This window comes from Ensifer sp. ENS10, from assembly GCF_014852025.1.
Lineage (GTDB): Bacteria > Pseudomonadota > Alphaproteobacteria > Rhizobiales > Rhizobiaceae > Ensifer.
In genome coordinates, this window is record NZ_JACVAS010000008.1 from 1 (window position 1) to 14,009 (window position 14,009).

The 14,009-nt window shown below is 55.2% G+C and carries 6 protein-coding genes; 4 read left to right on the forward strand and 2 right to left on the reverse strand.

From position 1 onward, the window contains the following. Positions 1-587: 587 nt before the first annotated feature. From IB265_RS24360 to IB265_RS24375, 4 genes are all read left to right on the forward strand, one after another. Positions 588-1,520, forward strand: a complete 933-nt coding sequence (locus IB265_RS24360) for a hypothetical protein (RefSeq protein WP_192495212.1) — start codon at positions 588-590, stop codon at positions 1,518-1,520. Positions 1,521-1,640: 120 nt separating this feature from the next. Continuing rightward, complete coding sequence (locus IB265_RS24365; RefSeq protein ID WP_192495213.1) at positions 1,641-3,743, forward strand: class I SAM-dependent DNA methyltransferase; 2,103 nt, start codon at positions 1,641-1,643, stop codon at positions 3,741-3,743. Between the two features lies 1 nt (position 3,744). Next, on the forward strand, positions 3,745-4,968 hold the full coding sequence (locus tag IB265_RS24370; RefSeq protein WP_192495214.1) for a restriction endonuclease subunit S: 1,224 nt from the start codon (positions 3,745-3,747) through the stop codon (positions 4,966-4,968). 147 nt (positions 4,969-5,115) lie between these two features. Continuing rightward, positions 5,116-8,538, forward strand: coding sequence for a type I restriction endonuclease subunit R (locus IB265_RS24375; RefSeq protein ID WP_192495215.1), 3,423 nt, complete (start codon positions 5,116-5,118; stop codon positions 8,536-8,538). A 41-nt stretch (positions 8,539-8,579) separates the two neighbouring features. On the opposite strand, the gene IB265_RS24380 is transcribed toward IB265_RS24375, so the two are convergent. Both IB265_RS24380 and IB265_RS24385 read right to left on the reverse strand, forming a co-directional pair. Next, entirely contained in the window at positions 8,580-10,364 is a 1,785-nt protein-coding gene (locus IB265_RS24380; protein WP_192495216.1) for a phospholipase D-like domain-containing protein, read from the reverse strand. Positions 10,365-10,366: 2 nt separating this feature from the next. Beyond that, positions 10,367-13,954 carry a DEAD/DEAH box helicase gene (locus IB265_RS24385; protein ID WP_192495217.1) on the reverse strand — a complete coding sequence of 1,196 codons (3,588 nt, stop codon included), beginning with the start codon at positions 13,952-13,954 and terminating at the stop codon, positions 10,367-10,369. Between the last annotated feature and the right edge of the window lie 55 nt (positions 13,955-14,009).

Consider the following 14,009-nt stretch of genomic DNA (forward strand, 5'->3'; position numbering starts at 1 on the left):
GCCGCCGTCAAAACCTCGAATGTTCGTGGCTGATTCACACTGTCGCTCATAGGATTCTCCGCATAACTCATGCACAAAATCCCCGATCAGCGCGCCAAATGATACGTGGGGGTCCCTACGCGCTTACTTCGATTTGAAAGGTGGCCCAGATTGTCTTGAGGCTAATCGTTCTCGTTTGAGTTCTCGACCGACTTTCACGTTAGCCAATCCTAACATATAAAGTGAATAAGGGTCAATAACCCTTTGATTTTCAAACGAAGTCTTCCATTATTGCTCGACGTGTCCGTGATTGACTGAGATGGTACATGTAACGATGTCCTCGATTTTGCTTTTTCAGAAGGTTGGGGTCTTTCAATACTTGTGGCTACCCAACTCCCGCAAAGCTGCCACTGAAGCGGCACAAAACTCGCGACCTCGAGTTCAGTTGTAGGACGAACGATAGACTCGATGGCAGCATGACGAATCGCCTCGCGTCTACTAATTGTGAGAGCGTTGACGAAGACTAATTCGCCGACGTTACCGGGTGACAAGCGAATGAATTGGAAGACGTCGTTGAAGAGTCAGGCTCAATCGAAAGACACAGTTCAATGAGCCTCGAGGAGGCAATCGCCAGGCGATATCCGTTTCCGGGCGAAGCTGGAGACGCGATTCGAGAACGAACACTTCGCCTGTGTCGGGATCATATCGCGTCCGGCCTCGCCGACAACAACTGTGAGCAACGGCTTTGCTCGGACAACCACTCCGTATTCTGGCAACAGTTTACTGAAGTGCTCCTGGCCCACCAACTGGAAGCATCCGGATTGAAGCTGTCCCACGCGGCGGAAGGTCCCGATTTTCTGGTCGAGCATGGCGGTCAACGCATATGGATTGAGGTGATTACGCCCGAGCCAACGGGCCTGCCAGACGCCTGGATAAATCACACCGTCGGCAACGTAGTCAGCTTCCCACACGAGGAATTGCTCCTAAGATGGACTGCTGCTCTAAAGGGAAAGGCGGAAAAACTTCTGGGACGCATTGACCGAAAGACCGGCGATCGGGTTCCGGGTTATTTGGACAAGAGAATAGTCCGTGAGGGCGACGTCTATGTTGTCGCTGTCAATGGGCGTCTGCTCCGTGGGTTCGGCGGTGTTTTTACTGAGTTGAATGGTATCAGCCAACATCCTTTCGCGGTTGAGGCCACGCTAGCCATTGGTCCGCTGCAAATCAGGATCGATCGCGTAACACTGAAAGAACTCGGCGCTGGACATCAACATCGGACACGAGTTCGGAAGCCATCAGGCGCTGAAGTCCCGGCGGACACATTTCTGGACCCGGCTTTCTCCCCTATCAGCGCGATCTGGGCCGTCGATGTCGACGAAATTCTCCTGCTTGGCGAACCCCGCCCCATGATTGTCGCTCACAACCCATTGGCGTCCACACCTCTGCCTCCGAGGTTTTTGCCTGCCCAATCCGAGTACTTTGCCGATGTTCGTGACGACTACTATGAAATCCGACGCGAGGATGGGGTCTTGGTTAAGTAGGCTTCCGCGTCGAGGGCCCCTGGAAAATGCCAGGACGCCGATGACCGTGGCTGCATCCACGGCACTCATTTGCATACCGCGAGGAATGAATGACGAAAACAAGTGAAGGACCGCAATAGTATGATCGCTGACCACCTGCAAGGACTGGAGAAATTCGAATCTGGCCTTTGGAAGCTCGCCGACACTCTTCGTGCGAACTCCAACCTGGCTTCGAACGAATATTTCATGCCTATCATGGGCTTGATTTTCCTCCGCCATGCGACGAACCGCTTCTATGAAGCGAAGGCTGCGATCGATGCAGACAAGGCAGCTGGCAAGATGCCGGATCGCCCGCTGGTTGATGCCGACTTTACCCGCCGTCGCGCCTTAAACCTTCCGGAGGCCGCGCGATTTGATGTCATTCTCAAGACTCCAAAGGATGGAAATCTCGGCGCGGCCTTGACCGCGGCCATGGACGCCATCGAAGACGCCTTTCCGCCATTGTCGGGTCAGCTGCCGAAAGACTACGGGCGGTTCGATGCGAGTGTTTTGGAAGAGATGATGCGGGTATTCGATACCGAGGGCTTGCGCGCGGCTTCCGGGGACGTCTTCGGACGCATCTACGAATACTTCCTGGCCGAATTTTCGAAGCAGGGGGCGCATGACGGCGGCGAGTTCTTCACGCCCCCCTCGATCGTGCAGACGATCGTGAACGTGATCGAGCCGGACCACGGCACCATTTTCGACCCCGCCTGTGGCTCGGGAGGTATGTTCGTCCAGTCAAGTCACTTCATTGAGGATGCCGGTCAGGACACGATGAAGCGTGTCACCTTCTACGGTCACGAGAAGAACGAAACGACGGCCAGGCTTGCGCAGATCAATCTCGCGGTCCACGGCCTGCAAGGCACGATCCGCGCCGGAAACGAAGCGATTACCTACTACAAGGACCCGCACGAACTCGTCGGCAAGTGCGACTTCGTGATGGCCAATCCGCCGTTCAACGTCGATGAAGTAGATGCCGAGAAGGTGAAGGGCGACAAACGCCTGCCTTTCGGTCTGCCGGGTGTGAACAAGACCAAGAAAGTCTCGAACGCCAACTACCTCTGGCTGTCCTATTTCTACAGTTACCTCAACGAGACGGGCCGTGCGGGCGTGGTCATGTCCTCGCAGGCATCGAGCGCCGGCCGCGATGAAGCGATCGTGCGCCAGAAGCTCGTCGAGACTGGCGCGGTCGATGTCATGATCGATATTCGCAGCAACTTCTTTTATACGCGCACGGTACCCTGCCAACTTTGGTTTTTCGACCGAACGAAGGAGAAGGATGAAGCGAGACGCGACCATGTGCTGATGCTCGACGCGCGGCAAATCTTCCGCAAAGTCTCGCGTTCCGTATGCGATTTCAGTCCGGAGCAGCAGAAGAACATTGCCGCCATCGTCTGGCTATATCGCGGTCAACAGGACCGGTTCCTGAAGTTGGTGGAAAGTTATCTGATCGAGGCAATCGATCTTGGTGCGAAGGCGCGGGAACCGCTGTTGGCTTTCGAGGCGGCGTTCGGCAAACTCATCGATTTGATGAAACCCTTCGCAAGAATGATGCGCGAAGATGATCCGTTGGCCGGCCCGTTGGATGAGCTTTGCGATCTGCAGGCACTACTGGTAACCGACGTCCGGGCGTTCAGCACGGAAGCGGCGGCGCAGGATACGACGTGGGCGGAGGCGGCACGTGACAATGTTGGGCTAAACGCTGCGCGAATTGCTCTGCATCCACTGGCTGAACAGTGCCGAGATTTAACGAAGCAGATCGACCTTGCGGCAAAGCTGGTGGGCCGGGTGATTGACATTGCTGTGAAGGAGTTGTCGGCGCGGGATACCGGCATTTGGAACAATGCGGAAATAAACCGGGCTCGCAAGGCGCTCGATGAAGCACGAGCTGCGGCTGTCGAGTCACTGCGGCTGACGCGTTATTTCGGCAAGCAGGCAGACTGGTTGCAGGAGCGGTTCCCGGATGCGGTGTGGCGGGATGTTGAGGGGCTTGCGAAGCGCGTCGATCGCACCACGATCAAGGGCCATGACTGGAGCCTCACACCGGGCCGCTATGTCGGCGTCGCGAAGGAGGAAGCGGACGACGACTTCGATTTTGAGGAAGCTTTGCGCTCTATCCATATCGATCTGAAGGGCCTTAACGACGAGGCTGTCGAACTGGCGGTGCGCATTACCAAGAATTTCGAAGAACTGGGAGGTTAAGTTGGGTTATCTTGTCACCAACTTTGCGAACGCTCCGTTCGAAATCATTGACGGAGATCGCGGCAAGGCTTATCCAAAACAAAGTGATTTTCGCGATTCAGGATATTGCCTTTTCCTAAGCGCCACCAACGTCACTAAGTCTGGATTTGATTTCAGCACTGGTCAGTTTGTTGATGAGCAGAAGGATGCTCAGCTTCGCAAGGGAAAGCTCCAGAGGCATGACGTGGTATTAACCACGCGCGGCACACTTGGTAACGTTGCACACTACGATGACAGCGTTTCATACGAAAACGTACGCATAAATTCCGGAATGGTGATTCTTAGGTGTGATCGTTCCAAAATCCTTCCTTCGTATCTGTATGCGTTCTTACGCTCTGATGCCTTCAAATTGCAGGTCGGACAAATGCGTAGCGGCGTTGCTCAGCCGCAATTGCCGATACGCGATATGAGTCGTATCGAGTTGCCACTTCCACCGTTGCACCAGCAAAAAAGGCTGGAAGAGATCATATCTGGCTACGACGACCTAATCGGCAACAACCTACGGCGGATTGCGCTGTTGGAGCAAGCGGCGCGGATGCTCTATCGCGAGTGGTTCGTCCACTTCCGTTTTCCAGGTCACGAGCACACCAAGTTCATTGGTGGGTTGCCGGAGGGGTGGAAGCAAAGGACGCTGGGAGATGTGGCTGATACCAATAGAGAGAGCTATCAGGCAAAGGGGCTACCGGATGAGATCACCTACATCGACATCTCGTCAGTCTCTCAGGGTAGAATTATATCGAAGACCCGAATGTCATCAAATGATGCCCCTGGACGCGCACGCCGCAAGGCCAAATCTGGGGACATAATCTGGTCGAATGTCAGGCCGAATCTGCGCGCCTTTGCCCTGGTCCTAGAACCGTCGGACATCGACGTTATTTCCACCGGGTTCACGGTGTTGTCAGCCCGGGAGGTCCCTTTTACCTGGCTCTACGTGTCCGTGACCACCGACCAATTCGTAGGTCACCTAGTGAACCACGCGACGGGAGCAGGTTATCCTGCGGTTCGCCCAGATGACTTCGAGCGGGCAATTGTTGTCGTGCCGCCAAAGGCACTTTTGGCGCATTTTCATGAATCTACCGAACCGAACTTTCAATTGATCTCGAAGCTCGAACAGCAAAATCGGAAGCTCGTCCAAGCTCGCGATCTTCTCTTGCCGCGCCTGATGAATGGGGAAATTGCGGTGTAGCTGCCGCGTGGCGAGCCCACAGGCGAAGGTCGTGCCCCCGCTTTCAGACAACTTGCGCAATTGGCACAAGGCGTTACATTCGCAGGACGACTGCATATCACGGTTCGGCGGGGCGAGATCGTGACGGGAAAGGTGGTGGAAGGTTGAATGGCAGTCACTGGCATTAACGGCGAAGATCGGCTGGTGCAGAAAACCTTCGCCGAGCATTTGAAAGACGGGCTCGGGTGGGAGACCGTCTATGCCTTCAACGAAGAGACCTTTGGGCCTGAGGGTACGCTCGGTCGTAACAGCACGAATGAAGCAGTCCTCACCCGCGACCTTCGCGCAGCGTTGGAACGCTTAAATCCCGAACTGCCCACTTCCGCTATCGAAGACGCTCTGCGCGCGCTTACATCCAACGACTTCAGCCGTTCGCTCATCCAGCATAATCAAGACTTCGTGCGCCTTATCCGCAATGGCGTTCCCGTTTCGTGGCGTGACGCCGCCGGAAAGCGTCATGATATCCGCGCACGCGTGATCGATTTTGACAACAAGCCCGGATCGAACCGCTTCCTTGCAGTCCGGGAACTGAAGCTCACGGGTTTGCGCACCCCGAATTACAATCGCCGTGCCGACCTGGTCTGCTTCGTCAATGGGCTGCCCCTTGTCTTCATTGAGTTGAAGGCGGTCTACAAGAACATCCGCGCTGGATTTGACGGCAATCTCAGCGACTACATGGACGAGAACGTGATCGCCCATGCCTTCCACCATAACGCTTTTCTGATCGTGTCGAATGGTGATCGCGCCCGCTATGGCTCGATCACCAGCGAGTGGGATCATTTCTACGAGTGGAAGCGGCAGGATGAAGCCGACAAGGGCAAGGTGGACGCCGAAGCGCTGCTTGACGGCATGTTGGCGCATGACCGGCTGCTCGATATTGTCGAGAACTTCATCCTGTTCGACGAGAGCAAGGCTGGAAAGACACGCAAGGTGGTCGCACGCAACCATCAGGTTCTCGGCGTCAACCGCGCCGTCGCGTCCGTCGCCCATCAGGAAGAGCTAAAGCGGGAATTCCCACCTGAGAAGCGACTTCGGCATCGAGTCATTGAACTACCGCTGGAGAGGCGCGCCGCCGAGGATCAGAAGCGGCTCGTTGCGGCAAGGGAAGCTGGGTTGTCAAAATTGCCGTCCTTCATTCCAGAAGGGCCCGTTAATATCGTTGAACGTGCTCATCCCGACCTCGGAAGACTTGGGGTCTTCTGGCACACGCAAGGCAGCGGTAAGAGCTACTCGATGGCCTTTTTTGCCGAGAAGGTCCGCCGAAAGATCGAGGGCAATTTCACCTTCCTGCTCATGACCGATCGGCAAGACCTCGACAGCCAGATTTACAAGTCTTTCGTGGGGACCGGAGTTGTAGACAAGGACACGCCGCGTGCTGCGTCAGGAACCGACCTGCAAAAGCTGCTGCAGGAAAACCACCGCTACATTTTCAGCCTGATCCACAAGTTCAATCAGGATGTCGACCCCAAGGAGCCCTACAGCGAGCGCGACGACATCATCGTGATATCGGACGAGGCGCACCGCACGCAGGCCGGGCGGCTCGCGCGCAATATGCGTCTGGCCCTGCCGAATGCCGCCTTTATCGGCTTCACGGGAACCCCCCTCTTCAAGCAGGACGAAATTACCAAGCGCATCTTCGGGGACTACGTTTCCAAGTATGATTTCAAGCGGTCCGAAGAGGATGGCGCGACGGTCAAACTCATTTACGAGAACCGCGGCGAAAAACTCGGCGTCTCCCGTGCGGATTTGAACGACCGCATTGCGGCGAAGATCGAGGAGGCCGAACTCGACCCCGATCAGGCCACACTGCTCGACAAGCTGCTTGGCAAGGATTACGAGGTCATCACGGCCGACGAGCGGTTGAATAAGATTGCGGCAGATTTCGTCGAGCATTGCGCAATACGGTGGGAAACCGGGAAGTCTTTGTTTGTCTGTATCGACAAGATCACCTGCGCCCGCATGTACCAACTGATTACGCCGCACTGGCAGGCCAAGGCCGCCGAAGTCCGCGCTGAAATCGAAGTCAAAAAAGCTGAGGCCATAGCGACCACCGATGAAGCCGCCCGTGCCGAGCTGAATGACAAAATCGAAAATCTCGAAAGGAAAGCCACGTGGCTCGACGAGACGATTGTCGAGATCATCATCAGTGAAGCGCAGAACGAGGTCGCCGATTTCAAGAAATGGGCCTTCGACATAATTCCTCATCGCGCACTGATGAAGAAGGGCTTCGAGACCGATAGCGGCGAGCGCGTTGACGTCGAAACTGCATTCAAAGACCCGAAGCATCCCTTCCGCGTTGCGATCGTTTGCGCGATGTGGTTGACGGGCTTCGACGTCGAATGCCTTTCTACCCTCTACATCGACAAGCCGATGAAGGCGCATACACTGATGCAGGCCATAGCTCGGGCGAACCGGGTCTATCCCGGGAAGGACCACGGCCTCATTGTCGACTATAACGGTATGTTGAAGAGCCTTCGCGCCGCACTTGCGCAGTACGCGCTGGGTGAGGATGGTGCCGGCGGCGAGGAAATCGTCGCGCCGATCGAAGAACGGGTTCAGGCCCTCATCGAGGCCATCGAGGCAACCGAGGCGCATTTGCGTGGGTTCGGCTTCGAGCCGGCGACCTTGATCGGGGCGAAGGGTTTCTCACGGATAAAGGGCTTGGCCGATGCCGTGGATGCAGTCTATTCAACCGATGAGGCCAAACGCCGCTTCGAAATCATGGCTCGACAGGTCTTCATCCGCTTTAAATCACTGCTGGTGGAGCCGAGCGTATTCGCCTATGCCGAGCGCCACGACAATATTGAAGCCATCTACAAGAAGCTGACCGAACGGCGCGACACCGCCGATGTCACCGCGTTGTTGAAGGAGTTACATCGGATCGTCAACGACTCCATCCGGACTGAGGCACTCGGTCAAGACCAGGCCGAGGGCTTGACCTTCGATCTCAGCCAAATAAACCTCGAACGGCTGCGTGACGAGTTCTCCAGGAAGGTCACCCGCAAAGCGACGACAATTCAGGACATCCGTAGCATCGTTGAGGAGAAGCTTGCGGAGATGCTGGCGCGCAATCCCACGCGCATGGACTTCCAGAGAAAATACGAAGACATCGTTGCCGACTACAACAGCGAAAAGGACCGCACGACGATCGAGGAGACCTTCAGGCGGCTGGTTGAACTCGTTCAAAGCCTCGACGAGGAACAGGAGCGGGCTGCGACAGAGAACCTCTCTGATGAGGAACTGGCCGTGTTCGACTTGCTGAAAAGGGACGATCTGAGCAAGACGGATCGTGAACGTGTCAAGCAGGCGAGCCGGGAGATGTTAGCCACGATCAAGCAGCAGCTCGCAAAACTCGAACGCTTTTGGGAAAAGGAGCAGACGAAGGGCGAAGTGGAGACATTAATTCTCGATGAAGTCTTCATAAAGCTCCCGACGCCGCCCTTCACGCCAGCGGAAAAGCAGCTGGTTGCAAACAACGTCTATGCGCATTTCTGGCAGCAGGCGATGACCGGTGGATATGCGAGACTCTGACCATAGTGATGGTGGCCCGATCGGGCGGAATTGTATTGGCATCATGCTGTCTCTACCGGGTGATAGCTTTCATGCCCTATCTCGGGGTAAATACTTTCGATCCGTTGCATTAAATCACGGGCGATCCCTGGGCAATTTATATGAACGCCGATCTCAGCTTCTGGAAAATCGTCTGGTGTTCTACTAGACCCCCAATTAAGGCTCGTTATTGCGACATCATCGTCGTCCCACGATAGGAACTTGCCATGTAGGAGTGGCTTTTCTAGCCGCACCAGCCGAAACCCGTTGTCAGCAGCTTCTTCAGCTAGTGTCCGTGCGTGTCGCTTCCTCAATGGACCAGAAGCTATTGTGTAAAGGAGAGTGACATCTAGGCCTGACAGGCGTTCAAGGGCAGCTTCAGCTTGGATTATGAAACCCGGTCTTGCTGTTGAACCTAAGCGATTACTTCCTGCCAGGACTTTCCGCACTGCCATGCCGCTGCCTGTTCGCATGACGACGTCATGATGGTCGCCAAGGATCAAGGTAGCAGTTCCATTACCACTGGGACTTTTCCGGCTTTTAAGGTCGCGAGCCAAAAAAGACATCTCGGTCGCGATGTCGTCGGAAAGCGCGCGCCGACCCGCCATACGCTGCAGCGCGACAGCCACGTCCGCGACCACCGACTGCGTCCTGAGTACGACAGTCAGTTCCACCGCCAGGAAAGGTGATGATAACCAGTTGCATGAGCCGACCGCGGCGAGCCAGTCGCCATCTTCGTTGTCAGCTAACAGCAATTTCGCATGTGATCCCGTGCTCTTCATGTGGACACGGAACCGGCGTCCAATGTCAGCATCTTCGCGTACGATACGCGCGATCTCTACAGCTGAGAGTGCATTCTTGATTTCCTCATCATCTCCGAGTTTTTCGGCTCCCCACAAAAGATCGAAAGTTACGCCACGGACGCATGCAGAACGAATTTCGGGAAGTAGTTCTCGGAATCTTTTATGGTCAAGAAATGTTGAGTGAATGATCATCCGAGACTTGGCAGACGATATCAGCTGTATCAGCAATTCCTTTTGGTTTTTCGCGCCGACAATTAGGTCTTCTGGCTGAAATTCGATGCTATGGCTAGTGACCGGCTCTTCTATCTCAGCGCTTGGACCTTCGTAGGTTACTGGTACTGTGGCGTTGGCTGACGGCAACGCTGCTACTCGCTCGATTATGCCGCGCAATTTATCTGATGCGCCCTCAGGGAGATTTCGTATCACACCGTCGATAACCCTAACGAGCATGAACTCAGAGCGCATCGAAGCGGTCCGGCCATCCACGTTTGCGAGTTGTTCGTCGTAGCCGTTCACGGCAATTTGGGCTAGCCGGGCTAGGTTTGCCTCGTGCGAAATAACAGGCCCGCCTCCTTCGACTACTATCATTCGTTTGTCGGGATCGCTGTCAGCTTCTAGGCCGCTACGCGATGCGACACGAACCTGTCCTTGAGGGAAGTACTCTCCAGTTACCCGTTCGATGACGAACCCGACTCGTTTGGGCTCTTTTTTCGGAAAAAACGGAAGCGGCTTGCCACCTGTGATGGCGTCGCGACCATAGTTGCTTGCAACGAACCGAGCGGCACCGCCGACGACAGTCAGTTCAACCAAGCGGAAGCGCATCAAGCGCGACAATGCCGCGACAATCACCTGTTTTTTCAACCCAGATGCTGCGACGAGATCGGCCACGCTCGCCGAATTCTGGCTGACCGCCCATAGGATAGCTTCTTCGACCACGCTCCACGCGCGCCCCTTGTCAATCGTCACGCGACAAGACAACCGAAAAATTGGAACAGCTATCAGCATGACTAAGAAACTCCCAAGTCTTTGGGAAGGAGGCGCGCCGCAGGGGCCGGCCCGTCTCCACAAGGTCGCTCGAGCAACTCATTGATGACCTCATCGACACTTGTGAGAAACGCAAGGTCGTGATCCAACCCATCGGGATTTACGCCTCTCACGGCCTCTCGCAAGAATGCCAGGCTACCGACGATTACAAGTTTCGATTTCGCGCGACTTAGCGCGACGTTCCATCGGCGACGATCACGAAGGAAGCCTAGCGCGCTTACACCGCTTCCGGAATTGTTTCTAACCAATGATAGGATCACGATATCGGCTTCATTGCCTTGGAAACCGTCGACAGTGTTTGCCCAGGCTCCGTTGGTGGCTGCAGGGACAAAGCCACCAAGATGCGCTAATGTACCTGCTTTAATCGCGCCGTCGATTTTCTCATTCAGCTTCTCTACCTGTGCCTTATAAAAAGACAATACTGCGAGAGAGGGGCTTTTTTCGTGCCTTTCCATCCGATCAGGACGGAGCCGTCGCAAAATTTCCGTTACAGCTCGTACCTCTGCCGGATTGTGGAATCGCGGGCGATAATGTTCATACTTGGCCCCGACGCCCGTCGCGCTTACGTGCGGGAAGTCTATGACGATTACGGGCGACGTGGAGAGGCTTTTGCAGTGAAAACCAACTGGCGCTTTCTTAGCTTCCTGCGCGCGGTTGTGTTCCGTTGACAGCCCGCCGAGATAAAACGAGCGCGAGACGATCTCGGCGATTGCCGGGTCCATACGCCGTTGTTGTGTTAGAGTGGACGAGACTGGCCGATGTGTGAGATCGACCCTGGCGCGCCTTTCGTCTTCAGAAACTACAGACCTAAATGGCTCTAGCAAACGCAGGCCTATATCCGCGATCTCACGCAACCTGCCTTCATTGTCAGCGACCTCGTTGAGTTCGTTCAACTCTCCATCGCGCAACAATGTACCAACATACTGGTCAGCAATTAGCACCACTTCGGCTACTCGCCCGTGGTCGATCAAAATTTTTGTCAGGCGATCTGCCTCGAACGGCGGCAATTGATGGTGGTCGCCGATGAGCAAACGTCTGCCAGAAAGGGAAAGCGCCCCCACCAGTTCGGGGCCAAGCGCTTTTGCCGCCTCCTCCACCACTACCCAGTCAAATTGTTCGCGTGCTTCTACAAGGCGCTCGACGTCCGCCGAGTTCAGTGTCGATACGACGACGTTAGCCGCATCAAGAACTAGGCTTGACACCGCATTAAGGCCCACGCGCTCATCCCTTAGGGATGCGTCGCGTGATTGAGCAACACGACCGACAGCCTCGGCTAACGAGATTATCCGGTCCCTTGCTGAAACCGGCAACTGCTGGGCAAGCTTACTTTCGGAGAGGACACGTAATATAGCATGTCCCGTATGCTGGACGTCCGTTGCTCCTGCTTTTCGGTCCGGCGTTGATGACCGCGCAACAATCAAATCGAGTTTGGCTGCGTTCAAGGTCTCTTCCACCTTTTCTTGAAGGTGGTCGAGCGCATCGTGTCCTTGTGCTGTGACAAGCATTCGGGTCGAAGAGTCTTCAACGAAGCGGCGTCGAACAACCTCTGTCGCCAGTTTAGTTTTACCCACGCCGGGTGGCCCCACCACAAAATAGGCCGGCAACGTCTCCCATAGTCCAGCCAAGCTAGAACGCTTCGGCTCGTCCAAATCCATCAAATGCTTGTCGTTGGTGTTCTTGGTGTCGATTGATAGTCGGCTTGATCGGCGAACTCGCCAAACGTTGTCGAGCATCTCTGCCAAGTCTACGCGCGTGGAAAGGCCCTTGATGATCTTCAAACGCCGTACGATCTGGTTTTCTGTGCCAACATCCCGCTCGGCTCTGAGGAAGAGAGTTTGGCCGTTTGGTAATCCTTCATCTAATTCGAAGCGATATGCGTGTTTGCCGTTGAGTTCTTCTATCTGAGTGAATGTCGCAGTTACATCTTCCCTTCGACTAGCGCCGAGGCTAGCAGCTTGCGATATGCGCCACTTCCCATCACCGTCGCGCTGGTCATCCTCGAACAGACGTTTGAGGGACGTGTGAGTGTCGATAAGACCGATCCGCTTAGCGATCTTGTCGCGATCGTTGTCGCGTGCCCCGCGCAGAAGTACAAATTGTCTGCCTGCTTCGGACTGCTCCTTTATGATCTCAATAGGATAGACTTCGAGAGCCTTTACGACGGCTTCGATAACCTGAATCAAAAGCAACGCTTGTTGTATCAGGTCCAACCGGCCTCCAGACACGCGAGATGTTCTCGTCGACGCAAAAGCGCTCCAGTCGAGCGCGTCTGGACCGAGCCGAGCGCGCGCCTCCTGCGCAAAACGTGAAGCGCCCACGACTTCAATCGGCTGTGCCAATTCATGTTCCTCTTGCTCGTGGAACGAGAGTGCTTCAGGACGGGGCTCCGCCGTGACGCAGACGCCGATGTCCCAAGTTACTGATCCCTCCTGCCGAAAAGGGACTAGCAAGTATCGCATCGTCGTAGTGATCAGTTGGAGTTTGCTTGTATTTGGTTCGAAGTCTCGGGGTGCCAGCAAAGTCGCTCCACCATCGAGGTCGGCCCGAACCCAATCGAGCTGACGACGATATTCGTCAACTGCGATCTGCCCCCCTGTCATGTCGTAAACCGCTTCCCCTAACTTCGAAGCGGGAGTGAACATAAGGACCAAGGTGCCCGCGCGGGCGGCTCCCGATCGGCCCACTTCAGCAATAACGTCGTCGATTGCGCGGACGATTGACTGTGCCTCAAGATTGTCGGTGCGCGTCGGTGCAGCCAAGCGTTTCAACAGCACTCGTTCACTATTACTCAGCGATATCGGCGTTTTGAGCTTTCCCAAGTTGTACAGTTCGCCCGAAGAGCGAATGCCTGTATCTAGGAGTTGGCCGATCAAGCGTCCTAACGATTTCCAATCTTCCTCAAAGGAGTATTTCAAGGGCCGGGCGGACACCACTTTGTCCGCTTTTTTCGCATGCTGAGGGTTGGGATTATCTGCAGCCACCCGCAGGCTCCATTCAAACCCGGTGAGCTGAAAATCCGGTTCGTCAGCGCCCTCGGTCATGATTGCCGCTGTATCGATATTGCCGTGAACCAAACCTTGGGCGTGAATGATACCCAACGCCCAAACAACTCGTTTGAAGTTCTGCCAAAATAGAGATCGTGCCCGAACGGCTCCAAGGTTCTTCAGCCAGTGTTGGCTTGACACGTGCTCCCGCTTGAACGACAGAGGCTGACCGGCGTGCTCCAATAACACACCAAAATTTTCCTCATCCTCTACAAATTCGATGATGTCCACAATGACGTCACTTGCACCAGAGTACGACATCACGCGCTGTACCTGGCGCATTTCATGGACCCAAAGGTCCCTCAAATCATTGTCAGCGTCGGTGCCTGTCTTTCGCCACAGCTTGAGGTTACGTTCAAAGCCTGTAGCCTCATCGTATACTGCATACTGTGCCGATCGAAGAGCTTTGCCAGTACTTGCGACCAGCGCTCCATCTTGAAAGGTGAACCGAGTTTCCAAGGGAGGAAGCCGCTTTTTCCTTGACTTTTTCGCGGTCGGCTTGGCCATACAACTCCCCTAATTCCTAGATGCCACAATGAACACTCCAGACCCTGGCACAACG

What these genes read in the sequence shown, in the direction of transcription:
- IB265_RS24360 (WP_192495212.1), top strand. Translation starts at nt 588, where the DNA reads ATGAGCCTCGAGGAGGCAATCGCCAGGCGATATCCGTTTCCGGGCGAA.
- IB265_RS24365 (WP_192495213.1), top strand. Translation starts at nt 1,641, where the DNA reads ATGATCGCTGACCACCTGCAAGGACTGGAGAAATTCGAATCTGGCCTT.
- IB265_RS24375 (WP_192495215.1), top strand. Translation starts at nt 5,116, where the DNA reads ATGGCAGTCACTGGCATTAACGGCGAAGATCGGCTGGTGCAGAAAACC.
- IB265_RS24380 (WP_192495216.1), bottom strand. Translation starts at nt 10,364, where the DNA reads ATGCTGATAGCTGTTCCAATTTTTCGGTTGTCTTGTCGCGTGACGATT.
- IB265_RS24385 (WP_192495217.1), bottom strand. Translation starts at nt 13,954, where the DNA reads ATGGCCAAGCCGACCGCGAAAAAGTCAAGGAAAAAGCGGCTTCCTCCC.